General features: G+C 62.4%; 19 protein-coding genes. 7 read left to right on the forward strand and 12 right to left on the reverse strand.

Annotated elements, in window-relative coordinates:
* Positions 1 to 3 precede the first annotated feature (3 nt).
* Complete coding sequence (locus tag JIN81_RS09450; protein ID WP_200278697.1) at positions 4 to 1,368, reverse strand: sigma-54-dependent transcriptional regulator; 1,365 nt, start codon at positions 1,366 to 1,368, stop codon at positions 4 to 6.
* A 170-nt stretch (positions 1,369 to 1,538) separates the two neighbouring features.
* A complete protein-coding gene (locus tag JIN81_RS09455; protein WP_200278698.1) occupies positions 1,539 to 2,708 on the reverse strand; it encodes an ATP-binding protein in 1,170 nt (389 codons plus the stop codon).
* Between the two features lie 45 nt (positions 2,709 to 2,753).
* On the opposite strand from JIN81_RS09455, the gene cutA reads away from it, so the two are divergent.
* A complete protein-coding gene (gene cutA, locus JIN81_RS09460; RefSeq protein ID WP_200278699.1) occupies positions 2,754 to 3,089 on the forward strand; it encodes a divalent-cation tolerance protein CutA in 336 nt (111 codons plus the stop codon).
* On the opposite strand, the gene JIN81_RS09465 is transcribed toward cutA, so the two are convergent.
* From JIN81_RS09465 to JIN81_RS09485, 5 genes are read right to left on the reverse strand one after another with little or no spacing between them, the layout of a single operon-like run.
* On the reverse strand, positions 3,090 to 3,410 hold the full coding sequence (locus JIN81_RS09465) for a low molecular weight protein tyrosine phosphatase family protein (RefSeq protein WP_200278700.1): 321 nt from the start codon (positions 3,408 to 3,410) through the stop codon (positions 3,090 to 3,092).
* A 5-nt stretch (positions 3,411 to 3,415) separates the two neighbouring features.
* Entirely contained in the window at positions 3,416 to 3,691 is a 276-nt protein-coding gene (locus JIN81_RS09470) for an acylphosphatase (protein WP_200278701.1), read from the reverse strand.
* Positions 3,688 to 4,281: a YhgN family NAAT transporter gene (locus JIN81_RS09475; RefSeq protein ID WP_200278702.1), complete on the reverse strand. Its 594-nt coding sequence runs from the start codon at positions 4,279 to 4,281 to the stop codon at positions 3,688 to 3,690. Before JIN81_RS09475 ends, JIN81_RS09470 begins: the two co-directional genes overlap by 4 nt.
* Positions 4,281 to 5,552: a hypothetical protein gene (locus JIN81_RS09480; RefSeq protein ID WP_200278703.1), complete on the reverse strand. Its 1,272-nt coding sequence runs from the start codon at positions 5,550 to 5,552 to the stop codon at positions 4,281 to 4,283. Before JIN81_RS09480 ends, JIN81_RS09475 begins: the two co-directional genes overlap by 1 nt.
* 4 nt (positions 5,553 to 5,556) lie before the next feature.
* Positions 5,557 to 6,144: a hypothetical protein gene (locus JIN81_RS09485; RefSeq protein WP_200278704.1), complete on the reverse strand. Its 588-nt coding sequence runs from the start codon at positions 6,142 to 6,144 to the stop codon at positions 5,557 to 5,559.
* Between the two features lie 114 nt (positions 6,145 to 6,258).
* Here JIN81_RS09485 and folP point away from each other — a divergent pair, with 114 nt between their 5' ends.
* The 4 genes from folP (at position 6,259) to JIN81_RS09505 (ending at position 12,800) form a co-directional block, all read left to right on the forward strand.
* A complete protein-coding gene (gene folP, locus JIN81_RS09490) occupies positions 6,259 to 7,047 on the forward strand; it encodes a dihydropteroate synthase (protein WP_234044643.1) in 789 nt (262 codons plus the stop codon).
* 141 nt (positions 7,048 to 7,188) lie between these two features.
* Positions 7,189 to 9,531, forward strand: coding sequence for a DUF1592 domain-containing protein (locus tag JIN81_RS09495; RefSeq protein ID WP_200278706.1), 2,343 nt, complete (start codon positions 7,189 to 7,191; stop codon positions 9,529 to 9,531).
* 6 nt (positions 9,532 to 9,537) lie between these two features.
* Positions 9,538 to 10,905: a DUF1552 domain-containing protein gene (locus tag JIN81_RS09500; protein WP_200278707.1), complete on the forward strand. Its 1,368-nt coding sequence runs from the start codon at positions 9,538 to 9,540 to the stop codon at positions 10,903 to 10,905.
* 107 nt (positions 10,906 to 11,012) lie between these two features.
* Positions 11,013 to 12,800: an SLC13 family permease gene (locus tag JIN81_RS09505; protein ID WP_200278708.1), complete on the forward strand. Its 1,788-nt coding sequence runs from the start codon at positions 11,013 to 11,015 to the stop codon at positions 12,798 to 12,800.
* 83 nt (positions 12,801 to 12,883) lie between these two features.
* Here the strand turns inward: JIN81_RS09505 and JIN81_RS19455 are convergent, their stop codons facing one another.
* On the reverse strand, positions 12,884 to 15,595 hold the full coding sequence (locus JIN81_RS19455; RefSeq protein WP_200278709.1) for a DEAD/DEAH box helicase: 2,712 nt from the start codon (positions 15,593 to 15,595) through the stop codon (positions 12,884 to 12,886).
* A 155-nt stretch (positions 15,596 to 15,750) separates the two neighbouring features.
* Positions 15,751 to 17,250, reverse strand: coding sequence for a sulfatase (locus JIN81_RS09515; protein ID WP_200278710.1), 1,500 nt, complete (start codon positions 17,248 to 17,250; stop codon positions 15,751 to 15,753).
* 125 nt (positions 17,251 to 17,375) lie between these two features.
* Between JIN81_RS09515 and JIN81_RS09520 the strand changes: the two genes are divergently transcribed.
* Positions 17,376 to 18,758: an MATE family efflux transporter gene (locus tag JIN81_RS09520; protein ID WP_200278711.1), complete on the forward strand. Its 1,383-nt coding sequence runs from the start codon at positions 17,376 to 17,378 to the stop codon at positions 18,756 to 18,758.
* On the opposite strand, the gene JIN81_RS09525 is transcribed toward JIN81_RS09520, so the two are convergent.
* Positions 18,752 to 19,285, reverse strand: coding sequence for a glutathione peroxidase (locus tag JIN81_RS09525; protein ID WP_200278712.1), 534 nt, complete (start codon positions 19,283 to 19,285; stop codon positions 18,752 to 18,754). The two genes, JIN81_RS09520 and JIN81_RS09525, sit on opposite strands and share 7 nt — an antisense overlap.
* 75 nt (positions 19,286 to 19,360) lie before the next feature.
* Positions 19,361 to 19,741, reverse strand: coding sequence for a hypothetical protein (locus JIN81_RS09530; protein ID WP_200278713.1), 381 nt, complete (start codon positions 19,739 to 19,741; stop codon positions 19,361 to 19,363).
* Between the two features lie 126 nt (positions 19,742 to 19,867).
* On the opposite strand from JIN81_RS09530, the gene JIN81_RS09535 reads away from it, so the two are divergent.
* The gene (locus tag JIN81_RS09535) at positions 19,868 to 20,350 is read left to right on the forward strand and encodes an SLBB domain-containing protein (protein ID WP_325100867.1); all 483 of its coding nucleotides are present in this window, start codon (positions 19,868 to 19,870) and stop codon (positions 20,348 to 20,350) included.
* 55 nt (positions 20,351 to 20,405) lie between these two features.
* On the opposite strand, the gene JIN81_RS09540 is transcribed toward JIN81_RS09535, so the two are convergent.
* Positions 20,406 to 21,779, reverse strand: a complete 1,374-nt coding sequence (locus JIN81_RS09540) for a tetratricopeptide repeat protein (RefSeq protein ID WP_200278715.1) — start codon at positions 21,777 to 21,779, stop codon at positions 20,406 to 20,408.
* Positions 21,780 to 21,785 lie beyond the last annotated feature (6 nt).

A 21,785-nucleotide genomic window follows, 5' to 3' on the forward strand; every position in this document is an offset into this window, starting at 1 on the left:
TGTTCAGCCGTCGATCTCCTTGAGCTTCCGCTGCAGGGTTCGGCGGCTGATTCCAAGGAGTTCGGCGGCATGGGTCCGATTTCCCCCCGATTGGTCGAGGGCAGCTCGAATGGTGCGAATTTCGAGCGCATGCAAGTTGAATTCCGGAGGCGCCGCAAGGTCGATTTTCCCGGCCCGCTCGGGCGTGGGCACCGCCGCTTCGCCTCGAACGCCTGCCGGGAGATGCTTCACGTCGATCACGGGTTCGTTCGACATGACGACGCCATGCTCGATGGCGGTGCGGAGTTCGCGGACATTGCCGGGCCACGAATGCTTGCGCAGGCAGGCCATGGCGGCATCGGAGAGCGGTTTGATCGGGCGCCCGTTTTCCTCGGCGAACTCGCGAAGGAAGCCACCGGCGAGGAGGACAACATCCTCGGCCCGTTCGCGCAGTGGGGGCATGACGACCCTTACGACATTGAGCCGGAAATAGAGGTCTTCGCGAAAATCCCCGGCTTCAACCATGGCGGCGAGGTCGCGATTGGTGGCGGCGAGCACGCGGACGTCGACCTTCACGGTGGTGTTCGAGCCGACGCGTTCGATGGTGCGCTCGGACAGGGCACGGAGGAGTTTGACCTGCGTGGTGGCATCGATTTCACCGATTTCGTCGAGGAAGAGGGTGCCTCCGTCGGCCTGCTCGAAGCGGCCGATCCGTCGCTGGGAGGCCCCGGTGAATGCTCCTTTTTCGTGGCCGAAGAGCTCGGATTCGAGGAGTTGGGGGGAAAGGGCGGCGCAGTGGACGATGACCATCTTGTCCTGTGGGCGACCGGAAAGTTGGTGGATGGCGTGGGCAACGACTTCCTTGCCGGTGCCGCTTTCGCCTTCGATCAGGACCGTGGCACGGGTCGGTGCGACCTGTTTGACGGTATCGATGACTTTCAGGATGCGCGGCGACTTGCCGGTCAGCCGACCGAGTCCGGCGGGGTCGGGGGCTTGTTCGCGAAGCTGCTTGTTCTCGGTCTCCAGTCGTCGGCTGCGGAGTGCGCGCTTGAGGAGGAGCTCGACGCCATCGAGGTTGAGCGGCTTGGTGACGAAATTCCATGCCCCGCGGCGCATGGCTTCCACGGCGGTATCCACGGAGCCGTAGGCGGTCATCATGATGGAGACTGGTGGCTCCGCGATGGAGAGGGCCTCGTCGAGGACCTCCATCCCCGAGTCGCCGCCAAGGCGGAGGTCGGTGAGGAGGAGTTCGGGCGCGTCGGCCTTCAGGATGGCCCGCGCTTCCTCGAGGTTGGAGGCGGTGGTGACGTCGAATTCTTCTTCGAGCGCAGCACGAAGGCCATCGCGGGTCGCGATTTCGTCGTCAACGATGAGTAGGGTGGGGAGCATGGGAGCTTTGAGCACGGAACGATCTACAGGGTCGATCGAAGTTCTGATGAAGTTTGTGCGAGAGAGGTTGGAATGGTTCGGCGTGCTGGGTGGACTGCCAAGGCCGAGGAATCAGTCGGAGATTCAGCGGGGAGGCCCGGCGTTCCGGGGCTGATGGCGGGGTTCCATGTTCAATCGATATCAATCACGCGGTCGGAGGACTCGAGAAGGCGAACGGGTTTGGGACCGCGGGGGAGGAGGATGAGGATGGTGGTGCCTGCGTCGGGTTCACTTTCGATCTCGATCTCGCCGCCGTGCTCGCGGACCACGCGGCGGACGATGAGCAGGCCGAGGCCGGTGCCGGATTGTTTGGTGGTCTGGTAGGGCTCGAAGAGCGATCCCATCTGTTCAGGGTCGATGCCCTTGCCGGTGTCCGCAATGGAGATACGGCATTCGTAGTCGTTGTAGCTGGTGGACACCTTGATGCGGCCGTCCCCCGATGGCATGGCCTGGTAGGCATTGCGGAGGAGGTTGTAGAAGACCTGTTGGAACTGGGTGGCATCGAGTTCCATCGCGGGGAAGCCGTCGGCGAGGTCGAGTTCCACGGCGATGTTGCGGGATGCGAGTTCGGGCTCGAGGAGCTTGAGGGTGTCCTGCAGGACCTGATGGAGTTCGCAGCGCTCGCGCTGGGGGCTCGTAGGGCGGATGGCTTCGAGGAACTGCCTCAGGATGGTGTCGAGGCGCTGGATTTCGCGTCGTGCGGTATCGAGGTGTTCGGTGAGGGGTTTCCGGTCGCCGGGGGGGAGCTTCCTGAGCTTGCGTTCGAGGAGTTGGAGGTGGATGTCGAGCGAGTTGAGCGGGTTGCCGATCTCATGGGCGACGCCGGCGGCGAGCAGGGTGAGGGCATTGAGCCGCTCGCTTTCCAGCTCGTTGGCGGCCTGTTCGCGGGAGCGGGTCTGGTCGCGGACGAGCATCACCCAGCCGAACGACTCACCTCCCAGATTCGAGGTGATGGGTGAGAGGTAGAAATTGAGGTATCGGTTGTCCGGGTAGAAGACTTCGAGATCGCGCGATACGGTTTTGCCGGGCTTGGCGATGGTTTCCCAATCGAGGCCGGGAATCCGCTGGGTGAGGCGTTCGCCGACGATTTCGTCTCCGAGACCGAAGAAGCGTTGGGCGGCTCCGTTGATGAAGGTGACGAGGCCTTCGGCATCGAGGACGATGACTCCTTCGTGCAGGGCCTCGAAGACCTGCTCCAGAAAGCCTTTCTCGCGGATGAGGCGGGAAAGGAGCTGCTGCGCCTCAGCCGGGTCGATGCGGTCGAGCCGGGCGAGGAGCTTTTCGAGGAATCCGGATTTCACGAGAGATGGTTGCGAGGTTCAGGTTTTCCGTGTTCAGAGTGAGGCATGAAAAACGAGGTGCTCGTGGTGTTATGTAGCTTTCCCAGTGAAAAGGAAGCGCGACAGATTGGCGCGGCTCTGGTCGAAAAGCAAGCGGCGGCCTGTGTGAATGTGATCCCGGGGGCGACGTCGATTTATCGCTGGGAGGGCAAGATCCACGAGGACTCTGAGGCGTTGGGTGTGATCAAGACCACGCGCGCGGCATACGATCGTCTCGAGGCGATGATTCTCGAGCTTCACCCGTATGAGGTCCCGGAGGTCATCGCTCTGCCCGTGGGGGCGGGGAGTGAGGGCTATCTGGGCTGGGTTCGGGGGCAGACGGAGTTGCCCGGGACAGATTGATCAGGGCAAGTAACGGCGGCATTCGCGCTGCAGGCGGTCGACGAGCTTGGGGTCCATGTAGGAATAGTGGTCGGGGATGCCGAGGACGACGACCCGCTTGTTGGCCAGCATGGAGCCGAAGCGCGACTGGAGTCGTTTGCGGTGGATGGGCTCCATGACGAGAATGAGGTCGGCCCACGCGACTTGGTCGGCCTCGAGGACGACATCGGCATCCGCGCTGAGGCCGGCGGAATCGGTTTCAATCCCCGGGTGATCGGCAAAGACGGCTTCCGCGGTGGGGCTTCGGAGCTTGTTTCTGGAACAGAGAAAAAGCCAGTTCACCCCAGCTAGCGCTCGATCGTGAAGCCCTTCACCCCATCGAGTGGTGGGATGTTGGTGACGTGCATGCCCTTGATGTTGTGGGCCACGGAGCTTTCTTCGGCGATCTCGTTGATGAAGGCTTCGACTTCGCCGGATTCGCCACCCACTTCCATTTCGACCGTGCCATCGGTCAGATTGCGCACGGTTCCCACGACCTCGAAGCCCTTGGCGAGATCCTTGCAGGTATAGCGGAAGCCGACCCCTTGGACCCGGCCTTCGAAGATGACACGTCGTGCGCTCACGAGGACAAGGATGCTTGGTAGACGGCCACTCCGTCGAGGAACATCTGAACGGCAACGAGGATAAGGATGAGCCCCATCAGTCGCTCAAGTGCCCTAGTCCCCTTAGCGCCAAGGAATCGCATCAGGAGGGGAGAAGCGATCAAAATGGCGGCGGAGACGGCCCATGCTGCGATCAGGGCCACTGCGATCATTGGCCATTGGTCCGGGTATTTGGTGGTGGTGAGGAGGACGAGGGCGATGGCGGAGGGTCCGGCGAACATGGGGATGGCCATCGGCACGATGAAGGGTTCGTCGTCCGAGGCCTCGGTCATCAGGGAGCGGGCGGGGAAAAGCATGCCCATCGCGATGAGAAACAGGATGATGCCCCCGGAGATGCTCAGGGTGGCAGGCTCGAGCTGGAGGAAGCCGAGGATGCGTTCGCCGCCGAACAGGAAGAGCATCATGATCGCCAGCGCGATGAGCATTTCGCGGATCAGGACACGGCGCCGGCGCTCCTCGGGCAGCCGGGACAGGATGCTGTGGAATACGGCGACGTTCCCGAATGGGTCGAAGACCAGAAAGAAGGTCGTGGCGAGGGCGAGGACATCCATTACTCGTCTCCGGGGCCGAGGTTCCGGAACTGAATGAGGGTGGGGCCGATCTGCTCGACCTGCATGCGTCGTCCGTCGGGGGTGGCGGTGAATTCGCCGGCGGCCGGGTCTTCGTCGAGCCCGGCGATCACGCCAATCATCGTCCGGGCGGCTTCGAGGATCCGGGTGGCGCTCGCTTCGTCGGCGAGCTGGACGTGCCAGAGGAGGTCGAGTTGGGTGTCACTGCGTGCCTGCAGGGTGAATCGGTCACCACGCCAGGCGGTCGCGAGATCGGCCCACTCGGGGTCGAGGGTGGCCAGCCAGAGTTGCAGCCCGAGCATGCCCAGGGATTCCTGCAGGACTTGCTCGCCTGCCTGCTCGGGGAGCACGGGCAGGGTGATTTCGAGGTCTTCCTGATCGGGGAAATAGGTGGCGGTGAGCACGGGTGGCTCATGCAGGGTGCCGAGCAATTCCTCCTGCTCCATCAGGCGGTTGGCACGTGGCAGCCCAAGCTGGGAAGGGAAGGTGGCAAGTCCGCGAATGAACACGGGGAGACTGGCGAGGAGCTCGCGGCTGGCTCCGCCGTCGTCCATGCTGCCCGTGAATCCACGGCCGAGGGCCTGACGGGCGAGGAAGCGGTTCTCGACGGCCATGGCGGCACCGTGATGCAGGGCAGTGCGGGCGCGGTCGGCATCGTCCCCGAGATATCCCGCAGGTGGTGGGTAGTGCTGGTGGAGGAGGATGCGTGCCAAGGCCCGGAGCAGGGCAGCCTGGTCCGGGATGCTGTTGGTGTCGAAGCGGTCGGTCACCCAGGCTTCGCCCGTCTGGTCATCGAACCATGAGCGGGCTCCGAGGCTCCGGGTCACGGCGAGCTGGGCGGCGTAGCGGTCGTTGGGGTTGAGCAGGCCGATGGCGGACCATGCTTGCTGCCGGTGGTCCAGGCTGTTCGGTGGGAAGCGGGATTCGATGGCCGCCGTGATGCGGTCGGCGAGTTCTTCGCCGGCGACCTGGTGGACCATCGGGCTACTGCGGAAATCCAGCCCGATCACGCTCTCGGCGAACTCGATCAGGGTCGGCGGGACGCTGAGTTCGCCTCCGCCCTGCGCGAGCGAACGAAGGCTCTCGTTTTCCCGTTCGAGAAGCTCGATTTCCTCGCGCAGCGTTTGCAGTTCCGCCGCCATTTCCTCGCTGCGACCGGTCGCCGCGGCGTTTTTCCACTGCAGACCCTGCAGGAGGCCGGCTGCGCCGAGCGCACCACCCAGCAGGATGGGGAGCAGAGCTTTCGGATTCATGGACTCAGCGCCCGACGGGGCGCGAATTCGGGTTGGCCGGATCCACTTCCTCAAGCTCGTTGAGATCGGGGATGACTTGGGAGTCGACTTTGCGGCCGAAGATTTCCTCCGCTGTCTTTCCCTTGATCAGGGTGATGCCGACGGGAAGCTGGGCGGTGCCGTCCGCGTTGTAGCGGTAAACGAACATATGGACGGGTTTCTCCTTCTTCGTGCCTGGGAAATAGCGCTTCACCCGGACGTCGTAGAGGAGTTCCTGCACGAGTTTTCCGAAAGTGGGTCCGGGGCGTTTGCTATAGCCGAAGCTGGTTTTGTAGAGCTTGTTGCCGAGGCCGTCGTAGATGTCGCACTTCAGCGGGTTCCCTTTGTCATCCATGCGGTAGATCGTCTTCATGGTGACATTGCCGGCCGCGGTGGTGGTCGTCTTCTCGAGCGTGCGTTTGTCGTTTCCGCGCTCGAACACGGTTCGGGTGCCGTCTTCGTTGCGCTTCACGCGGACGAAGGGTCCTTCGATGTCCACGCCGGGGATGCCCTGACAGTGGGCTGCAGGGATCATCGCGAGAGTCAGGATGAGTGCAAAAATCGGACGGATCATGGGCGGGCGGAGATTAGGACTTGGCTTGAGGGGGCGCAAGACGCCATTTCCGGGGTCCCGATGCGCTGGAAAACCCGTCAATCGTCCCACGATCTCAGCACCCGAGGCATGATCATGGGGATTCTCAATGTCACCCCGGATTCGTTTTCGGACGGGGGCAGGCACGCCGGTCCCGAGGCGGCGCAGGTCCAGGCGCAGCGGCTGATTGCCGAGGGGGCGGACATCATCGACGTGGGTGGCGAGTCGACCCGGCCCGGGGCGGAACCCGTCGGATTGGAGGCGGAGATCGGGCGGGTGGTGCCGGTGATCGAAGCGCTGCGGTCGGATTGGGATGGCTTGATTTCCATCGATACGATGAAGCCCGGAGTCGCCCGCGCGGCGCTGGAGGCCGGGGCGGATATCGTCAATGACGTCAGTGGTTTGCGGGATCCGGAGATGATCGGGGTGTGCGTGGACTCGGGATGCGGCGTGGTGGCCATGCACATGCAGGGCGAACCGCGAACCATGCAGATGGCTCCGGTTTACGAAGATGTGGTTGCCGAGCTTCGCGACTACTTTGCCGAGCGGCTTCAGTGTTTCCTGGAGGCAGGCATGGATCCGGAGTGCGTGGCATTTGATCCCGGGATTGGTTTCGGGAAATCACTCGAGCACAACCTGCAGTTGATCCGCGGGCTGGAGGGGTTGCAGGTCGGCGACCGTCCGCTTCTGATCGGCTTGTCGCGGAAGAGCTTCATCGGGAAGCTGTTGGAGAGTGACCGGATGGAGGACCGGGAGTGGCCGACCGTGGCGCTGACGGCGTGGACCCGTGAGAGCGGGGCGCGCATCCACCGCGTGCATGACGTGCGGCCGAACCGTGAGGCGCTGCGCATGGTCGAGGCCGTGATGCACGGCGTGGATGATTGAGGTGGCATGACGAAGCGGCTTGAATGACGCTGGCGTGCGAGGCCGGACGATCTCCGCCATCCATCGCCGCGAAAGTTCACCGCCGTCCTAGCGGTAGATAGGATTCAGCCCGTGATGTCCCTTCCTTTCATCGTACGACCCATGAAGCTCTGGCCGGTGTGGCTCGCCTGTGCGGGTAGTGCCGTGGCGGAGCCCTCTGGGCAGCATCATGGGCGTCAGATTTATCAGAAACTCTGCGTCGAGTGCCACGGGGCGAATGGTGAGGGGAACGACGAGGAGTTCGTGGACCCCCTGTACGGTGAGAAATCGGTCGAGGCACTGGCTCGTCGAATCCACCGCACGATGCCGGAGGATGAGGAGCATTTGTGCGTGGATGACGATGCGGCGGCGGTGGCGGCCTACATTCATCAGGCATTCTACTCGCCCCAGGCGAGGGCGGGCTTGAATCCGCCCCGCCGCGATCTGGTGCGGCTCACGGCCCCGCAGTTCAAGCAATCGGTGGCCGATGTGGTGGGTCGCTTCATGGGTGGACACGGCCGCCTGCTGCCCGAGAAACGTGGACTGAGCTTCAAGGCCAGTGGCCTGCATGAGGACAGTGCCGGGAAGAACAAGTTCACCAACGTGAAGCGGCACCAATTCGAACGCTCGGGTGAGGATCTGACCTTCAATGTCCGCGAGATGATCGGTGAGGAGCCGATCACCACCCGTTCCGACATCACGGTGAATCTTTCAGGTTCGATCCTGGCCGAAGAGACGGGCAGCTACGAGTTTGTCGTGCGCAGTGCCAATGGTTTCCGCCTGCGGGTCAACCAGGACCATTCCCAACTCGCGGTGCTCGACCGCTGGGTGGCGTCCGGGAAAGACATCCGCGAAGCAGGGGTCCGGGTGGAGTTGGTCGGCGGACGTCCCTATGCCTTGCACTTCGAGACGGTGGTTTCGCCCAAGGATCAGCACGCGACGACCGAGGTGCTGTGGAAGACGCCGCATGGCGCGCTCGAAAGGATTCCCAAGCGCTTCCTTTATTCGGTCTGGTCCCCGCCGGTGGCGGTGGTGACGACATCGTTTCCGGCCGACGATGCGAGCTATGGATACGAGCGTGGCAGCGGGATCTCGAAGGACTGGCTGCTGGCGGTGAATCGCGGGGCGATCGAAGCTGCGGATTTCGTCGAGGCCAACCTGAACCGATTGGCAAAAACCAAGGCGGGGGCCAAGGACCGCGACCGGAAGGTGCGCGAGTTTTTGGGACGCTTTGTCGAAGCCGCGCTGCGTCGACCGCTCGACTCGGACGAGCAGAAAAGCTTCCTCGAGGGGCCGATCAATCGTGCGGATGGTGTAATTCCTGCATTGCGGCCGGTGGTGGTGCGGGCACTGACCTCGCCGGAGTTCCTCTATCCCGAACTGCCGCAGGGCGAGGGCGGGGAGTCCAGGGAGACGGCGGCACGCTTGGCTTTGGTGTTGTGGGATTCCGTTCCCGACGAGGCTCTGGCGAAAGCGGCGGCCAAGCGGCAGCTTGATTCTCCGCAGGCGATCGAGCGACAGGCTCGGCGGATGCTCGACGACCCTCGTGCTCGACTGAAGGTGCGAGGCTTCTTCCACCATTGGTTGGAAATGGATCGGGCGGAGGATGTGTCGAAGGACCATGAGCGTTTTCCCGGCTTCGATGAGCAGTTGATGGCGGACCTGAGAATTTCGCTGGAGTTGTTTCTCGATGAGATCGTCTGGAGCGAGTCCTCCGATTTCCGCCAACTACTACTCGCGGATTACTTGATGCTCAATCCGCGGCTGGCCAAGGTCTACGGGGAACAGCCCACGCAGGGAGGGTTTCAGAAGGTGGCCTTTGATTCCCGGAAGCGCACCGGCGTGATCACCCATCCCTACCTTCTGGCTACCCTCGCATATCACGACAACACCTCGCCGATTCACCGGGGAGTCTTCCTGACCCGCAACATCGTCGGCCAGCAGCTCAAGCCTCCGCCCGAAGCGACTGCCTTCAAGGATGCCGACTTCGATCCAACCATGACGATGCGGGAGAAGGTCTCGGAGTTGACCCGCGACAAGTCGTGCATGGCCTGCCATTCGACGATCAACCCGTTGGGATTCAGCCTCGAGCACTACGATGCGATCGGCCGCTGGCGGGCGAAGGACGGAGGTCGGGCCATTGATGCGAGCAGTGATTTCCTGCCCGAAACCGGTGACCGGATCCGCCTCCGTGGAGCGCGCGATGTCGCCGAGTTCGCCGCTTCCAGTCCGATCGCCCACCGTGCCTTTGTTCGCCAGATGTTCCACCATTTGGTCAAGCACGGCATGGCGAGTTATGGTCGCGATGCCGACGAGCACCTTTATCGTAGGTTCCGGGACTCTGATTTCAATATCCGCGAGCTCTGCGTGGCCATCGCCAAGGTGGCGGCGCTCGGGAGCGGTGACTCCAGCTCCGCGCAGCATCCGGCCGATGCGACGAAATCCCTGCATGCGAATACCCAGTAATCTGCCATGAAATACTACGATCGACGTAATTTCCTTCGCGACCTCGGAGTCTCGGCGGCGCTGGCTCCCTTTGTCGGTGGTTTGCCGAGCCTGCTTGGAAAAGACTCCGGAGCGGCACCCGCGAAACAGCGTTTGATCGTGATGTTTTCGCCGAATGGCACGATTCCCGAGGAGTTCTGGCCTGAGATCTCCGAGGATTCCCTGAGCTTCAAACGGATCCTGGAGCCGCTCGAGGACTTTCGTGACCGCACCCTCGCGCTGCGCGGCATCGCCAACAAGATCCGTGGTGATGGTGATGGCCATATGCGCGGCATGAGCTGCCTGTTGACCGGCACCGAACTCCTGCCTGGAAACATCCAGGGGGGTGGCAATACTCCGGCCGGCTGGGCCGGAGGCATCTCGATCGATCAGGAGCTGAAAAACCGCCTGCAGAAGAACGAAGTCACCCGCACCCGTTTCGGCTCGATTGAGTTTGGCGTGGCGGTGCCGAACCGGGCCGACCCGTGGACGCGAATGTGCTATGCCGGGGCTGACAAGCCGCTGGCGCCGATCTCGGATCCTGAACAGATGTTGGCCAAACTGTATGGCGACGCGAAGGACAAGGAGACCCTGCTGGGCATCGTCGATGGCGTGAAGGACGACATCGGCCGGGTCGCCCGCAAGCTGAGCTCCGAAGATCGCGAGATGCTCGACCAGCACCTGACCTTGGTCCGCGAGATGGAGGTTGAACTTTCCCAGGCCGGACAGAAGGAGCTGATCCACCCGGTTCCCGAGATCGACCCGGCGGTCGAGCTGGTGAATGACAACACGCCGGAACTCAGCCGCATGCAGATCGATCTGCTGGTCAGCGCGATGGCGAATGACATGACGCGGATCGGCACTCTGCAGTTCATGCGCTCGGTGGGGCAGGCGCGGATGCACTGGCTCGACGTGCAGGAAGGTCACCACGGCTTGTCCCACGAACCGGACGGCAACAAGGACTCACGCGAAAAGCTGATCCGTATCAACCGCTGGTTTGCCGGCGAGCTGGCTTACCTTGTCCGGCGTCTCCACGACACCCCGGAACCCGGCGCCGATGGCAGCATGCTCGATCACACCCTGGTGATCTGGCTCAACGAACTCGGGAAAGGGAACAGCCACACGCTCAACGACATTCCCTTCCTGATGATTGGCGGGGCCCCCGGCATTCGGATGGGTCGCAGCCTCGATTTCGCCCAGACGCCCAAGCACGAAGGCAAGGCAAAGCAGGGGAACAAGCGGAACTTCGTTGCCCACAACCGGCTCTGGCTAACGGTCGCCGAAGCCATGGGCCAGCCGCTGGACAGCTTCGGGAACGCCGACCTGTGCGCCGGCGGAGCGCTGGACTTGGGCTGAGGGGGGAAGCGCCAGCTCGCGAAGGAGGCGTGCTTTTCCCTTCCGGTCCTCCTTGATTCCCATGGAGATGGTGGCATTAAGTTCGCTGCTGGTTCAATTCTCCTACCATGACTCCGCAAGCGATCGACATGCTGGTGACCTTCGCGGTGCTCGGGGCGGTCTTTCTGATTTTCATGCGTGAGTGGCTGCCGGTCGACATGGCGGCACTGGGTGGGATGTGTGTGCTGCTGGCCGTCGGCGTGCTCGATGAGAAGGATCTCGGAAAGGTCTTCAGCAATGCGGCTCCGATGACGATTGGAGCGATGTTTGTTTTGAGCGAAGCGCTGACTCGGACGGGTGCGATCGATTGGCTCGCGGGAAAGTTCGCCAAGTGGGCGGGTTCGTCCCTTTTGCGGGCGGTCTTGATCCTGGCGTTGATCGTGATGCCGCTCTCGGCCTTCCTCAACAACACGCCGGTGGTGGTGGTTTTCCTGCCGGTTCTGATGGCCTACTCACGGTCGACGGGAATTCGTGCGAGCAAGCTGCTCATCCCTCTTTCCTTCCTCAGCATCCTCGGCGGCACCACCACGCTGATCGGTACTTCGACCAACCTGCTGGTCGCGGGAGTCGCAAGCAACGTCGGCCAACCCGCCTTCAGCATCTTTGAGATCAGTGGACTGGGTCTGATCTATGCGGCGATCGGCTTCCTCTATCTCTACTTCATCGGTCATCGCCTGCTGCCGAATCGCGATACGGTGAGCAGTCTGCTCGATGCCGAGGACACGCGGCGATTCAGCAGCGCGGCAGAGATTGCAGCGGGCTCTGACCTGATCGGTCAGCGACTTCTCGATGTGGCGGCTTTCGCGGATCGGAAGAAGGTCGTGGTCTATCAGGTGAACCGTCGCGGCCAGCGGGTCGATGACATTCCCCTGGATGCGCTGGTGATCGAAGAGAGGGACGTGCTTTGGTTTCGGGCGACGTCGAAGGTCCTGGCGGAGATGAGGGCGACGGAGGGTCTGGTGCTGCTTCCCGAGAAGATCGGGGAGAAGGATGGTGGGACCGAGGTGATGACGGTGGAAGCAATCATCGGAAGCCACAGCAAGCTCATCGGGAAGACGGTCCGCGGTTCGAACATGCGGCGCAAGTATGGCGTCGTGGTGATGGCGGTGCATCGGAAGGGGGTGAACCTGAGCGAGGGATATCAGGATCTCAGTCTGGCCTTTGGGGATACGCTTCTTCTTGAAGGCCCGGTCCATGGGCTTTCCCAACTGCGTGCCGAGGATGACTTCCTGAGTCTCAATGAGAGCGTGGTGAAGACTCCGAGGAAGTCGAAGATTCTGGTGGCCATCGGTGCTTTGGGATTGGCGATCCTGCTGGCGGCCGTGGGAGCCATGTCGATCACCAGCGCCGCCTTGATCGCGGCGGTCACGGTGGTGCTGCTCGGTTGCGTCGAAGTGCGGGAGGCCTACCGCAGCATCGAGTGGAATATCCTTTTCCTGATCTACGGCATGCTGGGGATCGGTGTGGCGATGGAGAAAACCGGCGGCGCGGAATTGATCGCGAACCAGGTGGTGGCGATGAGCTCCGACCTGGGTCCTGTCTTCGTGCTGGCGGCGATCTACCTGCTCGCGTCATTGATGACCGAGATCGTCACCAACAACGCGGTGGCGATCATTCTGACACCCATCGTCATCTCGATCGCGGCATCGCTCAACGTCGATCCGCGACCCTTCATCGTCGCGGTGATGTTCGGAGCGAGCGCGAGTTTCATCACGCCGATCGGATACCAGACGAACACCTACGTGTACGGTGCGGGCGGCTACAAGTTCAGTGATTTCCTGAAAGTGGGTGTTCCGCTGAACCTGATCCTCTGGGCGACGGCGACGGTTCTGATCCCGAAGTTCTGGCCGTTCTAGCGGAGTGGACGGGGAAGAGCTTCAAGACTTTCCGCGTAGGGAGCCGGCATGATGAAGCGGCTTGGAAAGCCGCGCTCCTCAACTCAGCCCAGCGGCGCGAGGAGGGCGGAGAGGGTTTGTTGGTCGGGGGCGGCGGCCTTGGCGGCATCCGCGAGGAGGGCGTCGGCGAGCTCGGATTTCTTCTGCTGCAGCTGGTGGATCCTTTCCTCGACGGTGCCCTGGCAGATGAGCTTGTGGACGAAGACCGGGTTCTTCTGGCCGATGCGGTAGGCGCGGTCGGTGGCCTGGGCTTCGGCCGCGGGGTTCCACCAGGGGTCGTAGTGGATGACGGTGTCGGCGGCGGTCAGGTTGAGACCGGTGCCGCCGGCCTTCAGTGAGATGAGGAAGAGCGGGGTCTCGCCTTGCTGGAACTTCTCGACCAGCTCGCCCCGGTTCTTCGAGCCGCCGGTGAGCATCAGGTAGCGGATTTTCCGCTGCTTGAGGTGGGCGGCGATGATGTCGAGCATCGAGGTGAACTGCGAGAACAGCAGGATGCGCCGCCCTTCTTCGACGAGGGTGTCGAGCAGGTCGGCGAGGTAGTCGAGCTTGGCTGATCCGGCGGCGTCGGCCTCGATCTTCGATTCGTTCTCGAACTTGAGTAGCTTCGGCTCGCAGCAGATCTGGCGGAGCTTGAGCAGGGCCTCAAGGAAAAGCATGCGGGAGCCTTCGAGGCCTTTGATGGCGATGGCCTGGCGCACGCGTTTGTCCATCGTCGCCCGCACGGTTTCGTAGAGATCCTTCTGGCTGGTATTGAGGTCGATGGGGTGGACGAGGATGGTCTTCGGGGGAAGTTCCTTGGCGACCTGGTCCTTCGTTCGGCGCAGGATGAGCGGGGCCACGCGTTCCTTCAGCGCGAGCTGGCGATCCGTGTCGCCCTCGTCCTCGATGGGCTTGCGGAAGCGCCGCTTGAAATCCTCCTGGCCTCCGAGGAATCCGGGCATGAGGAAGCGCATCAGGCTCCAGAGCTCGCCGAGGTGGTTCTCCACCGGGGTGCCGGAAAGGCAGAGCCGGTGGCGGGCCTCGAGCTTGCAGGCGGCCTGGGCGACCTTGGCCGACGGGTTCTTGATGTACTGGGCCTCATCGAGGATGGCCAGGTGGTACGAATACTCTCGTAGTTTATCGATGTCCCGCTGAAGCAGCGCGAAGGAGGTCAGGATGACGTCGGCGTGGGGGATGGAGCGGAAGTATTTCTTCCGCTGGGGGCCGTCGAGAATGAGGACCGAGAGGGAGGGTGCGAAGCGCTTGATCTCGGCATACCAGTTCGGCACGACGGAGGTGGGGGCGATGACCAGGGCGGGACGTTTTTGCGAGCGTCCGGATTCCTTCTCGACCAGAATGTGGGTGATGGTCTGGAGGGTTTTTCCCAGCCCCATGTCGTCGGCGAGGATGCCGTGGAGCTCATGGCGGGCGAGGAACTGCATCCATTGAAATCCGATCTGCTGGTAGTCGCGCAGTTCGGCCTGCAGGCCTGCCGGCTCCTCGATTTCGTGATCTCCCTCCTTTTGTCCGGTGACGAGAGAATCGATGAGCTTGGTCAGCTTCTCCGGTGGTGAGAACTTTTCCGGGTCGGCCTGCACGAGTGTGGCGGCATCGAGTGGGTGGAGCTGGAGTTTCGACCCTTTGAAACGCCGCGGGTCGATCAGGGCGGAGAACTGCTTGAGGATGCGGCGGAGTCGGTCGGCGGGGAGCCGCATGGCCCGACCGTCGTCAAGATGGTGGAGGATGTCTCCCTCGGCGGGAAATTCGAGCGAGACCTCATCCGCGCCCTGATCGAGGAGTTGGGCGAGGATGGGGAGCAGGTCCAGTTGTTTGCCGGCGACATCGAAGCCCACGGACAGGTGAAACCAACTGCCGCTGCCGTCGTCGACCAGGGTGTATTTGAAGGCGTCGGGATCGACGTGAATCACTTCATGGCCGACGTCTTCATCGAACTCGAGGGTCCAGCCACTGGAGGCGAGTTGTCTTTCTCCGGTGGTCCGGAGCCACGGCCAGAAGTGTTCCAGCGGGCCGTGTCCGGGGTTCGGGAACCAGAGTGACTGGGGGTTGAGCGAGTCGGATTTCGTGTCCGCCGATTTTCCCTCGAGGGCGAGGAGGAATCGGAATTGGGCGTGGGATCCGAGTGATGCCAGTCCGATCTGCTGGAGTTGCATGATGGCATTCATCTCGGCGGCGCTGTCGCGTCGAATGATGACATCATCGGAGATCCGGTGCTCGGTGAGGCCCGGCTTGCCGCCAAGTGGGACCCGGTGTTTCCCGTAGATGGCGAATGGACGGGCGACAACCCACTCCCCCGAGTCGTGGATCTTCAGGGCCTGGAGCAGGAGGCGCACGACCTTGGAGTCGGTCGGTTCCCGGCAGACCTGGAGGTGGAAGCTGACGTCATGGACTTCCGGCTCGATGGGCGCGACTGATTCCGAGGCGGGGGCAACTCGGGCTTTCTCACTGAAGAGGTCGCGAAGCTTGGCGGGCTTGGAGGCGACGGTCAGCAGGGCGACGGCGTGCGGGCAGTAGGACTGCACTTCACAAGCGCAGGTGGACTCGAAGTCCCAGGTGCTACCATTTCTCCAGTAGGACACCTCGCAGGCCTCGCCATGGACATCGGCGCGGAGGCTCAGGTTGTCGTCATCGATGAGCTCGGCCTGCAGTGCCCGCACCTTGCCCTTGAGCTTGGTTCCCACGAGCAGCACCTCGTCCTCGAAGCGCTCGCTCCAGGCCTGGGTGCTCAGGTGGTCTTTGATGTCGTTGGTTTCCTCCACGGGCCGGAATGGCGGATGGGATTAGGGCGACCCGCTGCGGGTGGGAGGAAGATGGACTGAGGGGAGGGATGGAGTCAAACGAGGGATGGCCGGAGCGACGGAACTTCTGTCAGCGCGCCGTGGCGGGCTGAGCACGGCGGTGGGTTCGCGCCGGGTCAGGGAGCGACCGGTTTCAACTCGATGGTCGGGTCCTTCTTGTCCACCGGGTATTGAGCACCAGCGCCTTCGAGCTCCTTGGACATGGCCTGGATCATGCGGCCCAGCACCTCGGGCTGGGTCTTGGCCTTGTTGTCGGCTTCGGTCGGGTCCTTGGCGAGGTTGAAGAGTTCGCAGCGTTGGCCCGCCGGCTTGTTGTAGTGGTAGACGAGCTTCCAGTCACCCAGGCGGTAAACGGTGTAGTAGCTGCTGCGGTGGCTGTGGGGAAAGTGCATGAGGAAGTCGCGCTTGCCGTCAAACGTGCCGCCGTTGAGGGCGGGTGCCAGATTGTCTCCGTCGATCGGGGATTCGTAGTCGACGCCGACGAGTTCGAGCACGGTGGGAAAGATGTCGTGGATGGTCCCCATTTCGGTGGTGATGGTGCCACGGGTGATGGGCAGCTTTTTCTGGGATGGGTTGTCCGCATCCTGTTTGGCCCAGGCGGCGATGAACGGGACGCGCATGCCACCTTCGTAGTGGGTTCCCTTCTTGCCACGCAGCGGGGCGGAGCTGGCGATGGTGTGGGTCTTGCCGAGCGGGGCATCGCTTCCGTTGTCGCCGAGGAAAAGGACCAGCGTGTCCTCAGCCACGCCCAGGGTGTCGAGTTGCTTGAGGATTTCGCCCACGGAGGCGTCCATGCTTTCCACCATGGTGGCGAAGGCCTTGGCGTTCTTCGGGATGTCGGCGTCGGCGTAGTTCCCGGCGTAGCGCTCGTTCGGCATGAACGGGGCGTGCAGGCCGTAGTAGGCCATGTAGGCGAAGAAGGGCTCCTCGTCTTCCACGGCCTTCTTGATGGCGGCGTTCATTTCGAGGGTCAGGGCATCGGTGAGATAGATGTCCTTGCCGTGGTATTTCTCAAGGTGCGGCACGGCCCGGCTCTTGTTTCCCTTGATCCATCCGAAGCCATCCTGGCCGTAGTAGCTGCCGGGCTGGCCCCATGAACAACCACCGATGTTCACGTCGAATCCGAAGTTGTCGGGAAACTCGCCGTAGGCATCGTTCGGTCCGAAGTGGGCCTTGCCGGCGTAGATGGTGCGGTAGCCATCCTTTTGCAGAAGTCCGGCAAGCGTTTGCTGGCCCTCGGTGATGCCTTCCCACTTCCAGTCGGGTGGTCCCTGGGGACCACGGTTGTTTCCTTCCGACCGGATCCACTGGGTCGTGTGGTGGCGTGCCGAGCTCTGTCCGGTCATGATCGAGACGCGGGTCGGCGAACAGACGCTGTTGGCGTAGAAGGTCTCGAAGCGCATGCCGCGGCTGGCCAGATCCTCCATGTTCGGCGTGCGGTAGAGCTCGTTGAGCGGATGCTTCTCTGGCTGGCCCTTGGCATCGGTGAGGAAAGGCAGGGAGGTGTCCATGAGCCCCATGTCGTCGACGAGAAAGACGAGGATGTTCGGCTTGTCGGCAGCTTGGGCGGCGGTGACAGCCAGCGAGAGGGCAAGAAGGATGGGCGTGAAGTTCATGAAGTGCGTCGCGGTTACGCGCTGGTTGGGTCCGGCATTTCACCGGGGGTGGATCGAGGTGCTTTTCCATCGCCAGTGGGGAAGGCAGAGTACAGGTTCGCCGCCGCTTCAACCCCGTCGATTCCTTGAATCCTTCATCGCCCATCCACGAGCCGGACGTGCCTACCCTCGCCAGCGAGGGTAGGGCGACGATTCGTTTGGCCTTGCCGCTGATCGTCGGGCAGCTGGCGCAGATGCTGATGGGGGTGGTGGATACCTTGATGATCGGGCAGGTCGGGGTGACCGAACTGGCGGCGTCATCCTTTGCGAACACGCTGATTTACGTGCCGATGATGTTCGGCATCGGCATGGCGGTGGCCGTTTCCATCCGCGTCTCCCAGGCGCGCGGCGCGAAGAATCCGGAGGCGGCGCGCGCTGCGCTTCGGCACGGTCTTCAGATTACCACAACGATCGGCGTTCTGACCTTGCTGGCGGCTTGGTGGATCCTGCCGGCTTTGGGGATCTTCCGCCAGGATCCGGATGTGTTGGAGGCCATGCCGCGGTATTTCCTGCTGGTCGCCGCCTCGATGATCCCGGCGATGGCGAGCATGGCGGTGAAGAACCATGCCGATGCGATGAACCGACCGTGGCCGATGTTCTGGATCACCTTCGGCAGCGTCCTGTTGAATGCCCTGCTCAACTGGATTTTCATCTTCGGCCGATTCGGAGTCCCCGCCATGGGGCTGGAAGGTGCCGGGGTGGCCACCCTGCTGGCCCGAACGGTCGCGTTCGCGGCGATGATCCTGTGGTGTGTGAAGTCGCCGACCCTTCGCGAGTGGGTGCCGTATCATTGGTTCCGGCGCCCGGAACGGAAGGCTATCGTCGACCTGATTCGCATCGGGTTTCCGACCAGCATGCAGCTGCTTGCCGAGGTGAGCGCCTTCGTCTTTGCGGCCCTGATGATTGGCACCATGGGCGAGGCCGCGTTGGCTTCCCACCAGATCGCCATTTCGTGTGCCGCGACTTCCTTCATGATTCCGCTGGGCCTGTCCATGGCGCTCACGGTGAGAATGGGTGAGGCCTGGGGTTCGAAAGAGTTGTGGCGCCTCCGTCGCATCCTCGTAAGCGGCTGGATGATCGGGTTGGTGTTCGTCCTCTGCAGCGCTTCGGCCTTCCTCGTCTTCAACGATGTGATTGCCGGTTGGTTCGTGCAGGAAGTCGAAGCCCGGAAGCTGGCGGCAGCCCTGCTCGTGGTCGCCGCTGCATTTCAGTTCAGTGACTCGATGCAGGTGCTTTCCGCCGGGTCTCTGCGCGGGCTGGATGACGTCAAGATTCCAGCGTGGCTCGCCTTTGGTGCCTACTGGGTCATCGCCATCCCTTTGGGGTGGTTGCTTGCCTTCCGGCTGGACTGGGGCACCGTCGGGGTGTGGTGGGGAATCACCATCGGTCTCAGCCTCACAGCCATTGCGCTGGGGCTGCGGGTCTGGAGGAAGACCGGAGAGCAGGGGCTGGCCGGGAAGGCCTACTGAGCGAGGGCCTTTTCGATGGCCTCGACGACTTCCTTGCTGTCCGGCTTCTGGCGCGGCTCGAAGCGTGCGATCGCCTCGCCTTTCTTGTTGATCAGGAACTTGCCGAAGTTCCATTTCACGTTGCCGGGGAAAATGCCGCCATCACCGGTGAGTTTGGCGTAGAGTGGGTGCTGGTCCTTTCCCTTCACATGGAGCTTCGCCATGAGCGGGAAGCTGACGTCGAACTTCACTTTGCAGAACTCGGCGATTTCTTCGTGGCTTCCGGGTTCTTGGTTGCCGAAGTCGTTGCAGGGAAAGGCAAGGATGACCAATCCCTGATCCTTGTATTTGTCGAAGATCGTTTCGAGGGTTTCGTACTGTTTCGTCAGTCCGCACTTCGAGGCGGTGTTCACGATCAGTACGACCTTGCCCTTGTAGTCCGCGAGGGTCTGTTCCTTGCCCCCGATCGTCTTGAACGGGATCGTATCGAGATCCGCAGCAGGTGCCACGGCAAGATTGGCGGCGAACAGGGATGCGAGGAATTTCATGATGCTGACCCTAGAGGCCTTTGCTGATCCCGCAAGGGATGAAAACCGGGATCGGCAGGTCGCTACTGGGGCGGATCAGTACCACCAGGGATTGTAGGGGCCCCATGCACCCCAGCCATAGGCGGCCTCCATCTGCATCTCGGCGGCCACCCGCTGGTCCTTGGCGATCTGCTGCTGCGTGGCATAGGCTTGATACTTCTGATTTTCCTCGGGACCACCGATGTAGACCCGCCCTTCCTTGGGGTCCTTGTAGGCGTAGAGCATCTTCCCCTTGATCTCCTTGCTGTAGAGCTTGTAGGGCTCCATCTGGTCGTAGATCTGCTGCTGTTCCTGGTTCTGTGGCGTCTTTGGCCGGAAGCCGGACGCCGAGAGCAGGCGCTTGGTGTTTGACGAACCCATGCTCGCGCAGGAGGCGAGCAACAACACGGGAAGCAGGAGGGAGCAAAGGACCTTCATGGTTCCCCTACCCTAGCCAATCGTTCGGAGGGGGCAAGAAGTTGTCTGTGGGGGATGGCGTGTGAAAATTGGATGAATGATCTCTGAAGTCTTTCATCATCCGGTTGGGCGTGCTTGCTTGGAGAGGTGAATTTTCTCGTGGCAGCTGGGATGGGACTGACGGTGGCGGCAGCGGCACTCGTCGTGTTTTCCGATCGCGACATGGAGGCATCGAATGGAGTGACCACCGTTGCTTCATCCGAAGCTCCAAGGCCCGAGCGTCCGGGTCGCTCGGCGGACTTCGAGATCGTTCCTGGCCCCGGCTTCAATGGACGCCGGGCCCTGGGCAGTGTGTCGCTGGCCACCCGGGGTCAGCCGTCGCTGGCGAGCGTGACCGTGGTTGGATTCGTGCGGCGGCCCGGACGGGTATCCCTCGGCGAGGTGACCACCATCCGAGGGGCGATTGAGTTCGCGGGAGGGGCGACGGAGTTTGGAAGCCTGAAAAGGGTGAAGCTGGTCCGGGACGGCAGGGCTCACCAATTCGACCTAACGGCCAAGGAGGCCGATCTGGTGATGATTGGAACCAATGATATCATCGAGGTTCCCCAGAAGATGTTGCTGGGTCGTTAGAGTATCCTTCGACGCTCCAGCACTTGAGACCGAGCGCCAATCTTCCTGCGGATTCTCAGTCGATGGCATCGCTCGAGCGGCGCTCGAAGAACTCGCGGATGTCCACGCGGAAGCCGGCGGCGATGAGAAGCGAGAGGGTGGGGTAGTCGATGAAGCGTTTGCGCAGGGTGATGACCTCCTGCATCGTTTCGCTGAGCAGCTCAGCATTGTTCCCAGGGGAGGTCCCTTCCTTACTTGCCGAGATGGTGGCATCCACGAGAAGCTCCGCGACCATGGCGGGGAAGTAGGTGAAGTAGAACACGAACAGGTAGGCGGCGACTCCGGCTGCGACGAGGGCGATGGCCTTCATGGAGCGGCGTACCTGGGCGCGAGTGGTTTCCATCACCTCCGAGATGAGCGAGGCGACGGAGAAGCAGGCGATGGCGAGGAATGGCATGCTCTTGAGACCGCCCATCACCCAGATGACGAGGAAGACGAAGCCTGCGACGAGCGGGACGACGGCCCATTTGAGACCGGTCTTCTCGTCATCGGAGAGAGCGAGACGGCCTTTCCGTGATGAAGCCAGGGCCAGGTTGAACAGCGGCACGTAGCAGATCATCACCATGAACAGGAGCATCAGGAGACCCTGCACGCCCTTGCCGAGGAGGAGGGGGAGGGGATCCTCGAATTTCCGCAGGAAACGGCCGGTCATGGACGCGGCGAGGATGCCGGCGAGCAGGTAGTACCATGGCACCCGACCCATCCACAGGAGTCCGCGCATGAGCCAGCCTAACAGAGGATTTCCCATCTTCAGGCTTTCGGCGAGCCCGATGCGGGCATCTTCGTGGCCGGGGTCGATGCGCAGGGCTTCGATGAAATGTTGTTCGGCGGCCTGGGCGTCTCCTGCCAGTTGCTTCACCCAGCCCCGTGCGCAGTGGCTGGTCGCCTCATCGGGATCATCGGCGAGCAGGGTGTGGGCTTCGGCGTCGGCCTCTTCGTGACGTCCGACTTGCCCGAGGAGGATGCTCTTGTAGAAGCGGCAGCTGTCGTCGTCGGGGTCCAGCGCCAGCCCGGTCTCCGCGGACTGCAGGGCCTCGGTGGGCTTGTTGAGTTGGAAGAGGATACTGGCCTTGAGGCCGTGGTAGGTTGCGTCGTCGGGATCGCTTTCGATGGCGGTCCCGATGGCCTTGAGTGCCTCCTTGTGTCGACTCCGCTCGGACAGGCAGCGGGCGAGCATGAAATAGGCGTCGGTGAACTCCGGGGCCTGACCGATGATGTCACGGAAGACCTCTTCGGCCTGCTTCGGTTTGTTCTGGTCCAGCAGGGCGACACCGAGAAAGAACAGGATGCTCAGGTCTTCCGGATCCTTGGCGAGTAATCCGCGGGCAACCCGCTCGGCTTCCTCCGGGCGATTGCGGGAAAGAAGGAACTGAATGGATGAGAGGGACATGAGTGA

It is taken from the genome of Haloferula rosea, from assembly GCF_016595525.1.
Taxonomy (GTDB): domain Bacteria; phylum Verrucomicrobiota; class Verrucomicrobiia; order Verrucomicrobiales; family Akkermansiaceae; genus Haloferula; species Haloferula rosea.

Excerpts from the sequence above, each read along its gene's own strand:
- JIN81_RS09450 (WP_200278697.1), bottom strand. The coding sequence starts at position 1,368 with ATGCTCCCCACCCTACTCATCGTTGACGACGAAATCGCGACCCGCGAT.
- cutA (WP_200278699.1), top strand. The coding sequence starts at position 2,754 with ATGAAAAACGAGGTGCTCGTGGTGTTATGTAGCTTTCCCAGTGAAAAG.
- JIN81_RS09475 (WP_200278702.1), bottom strand. The coding sequence starts at position 4,281 with ATGGATGTCCTCGCCCTCGCCACGACCTTCTTTCTGGTCTTCGACCCA.
- JIN81_RS09480 (WP_200278703.1), bottom strand. The coding sequence starts at position 5,552 with ATGAATCCGAAAGCTCTGCTCCCCATCCTGCTGGGTGGTGCGCTCGGC.
- JIN81_RS09485 (WP_200278704.1), bottom strand. The coding sequence starts at position 6,144 with ATGATCCGTCCGATTTTTGCACTCATCCTGACTCTCGCGATGATCCCT.
- folP (WP_234044643.1), top strand. The coding sequence starts at position 6,259 with ATGGGGATTCTCAATGTCACCCCGGATTCGTTTTCGGACGGGGGCAGG.
- JIN81_RS09495 (WP_200278706.1), top strand. The coding sequence starts at position 7,189 with ATGAAGCTCTGGCCGGTGTGGCTCGCCTGTGCGGGTAGTGCCGTGGCG.
- JIN81_RS09500 (WP_200278707.1), top strand. The coding sequence starts at position 9,538 with ATGAAATACTACGATCGACGTAATTTCCTTCGCGACCTCGGAGTCTCG.
- JIN81_RS09505 (WP_200278708.1), top strand. The coding sequence starts at position 11,013 with ATGACTCCGCAAGCGATCGACATGCTGGTGACCTTCGCGGTGCTCGGG.
- JIN81_RS09515 (WP_200278710.1), bottom strand. The coding sequence starts at position 17,250 with ATGAACTTCACGCCCATCCTTCTTGCCCTCTCGCTGGCTGTCACCGCC.
- JIN81_RS09525 (WP_200278712.1), bottom strand. The coding sequence starts at position 19,285 with ATGAAATTCCTCGCATCCCTGTTCGCCGCCAATCTTGCCGTGGCACCT.
- JIN81_RS09530 (WP_200278713.1), bottom strand. The coding sequence starts at position 19,741 with ATGAAGGTCCTTTGCTCCCTCCTGCTTCCCGTGTTGTTGCTCGCCTCC.
- JIN81_RS09540 (WP_200278715.1), bottom strand. The coding sequence starts at position 21,779 with ATGTCCCTCTCATCCATTCAGTTCCTTCTTTCCCGCAATCGCCCGGAG.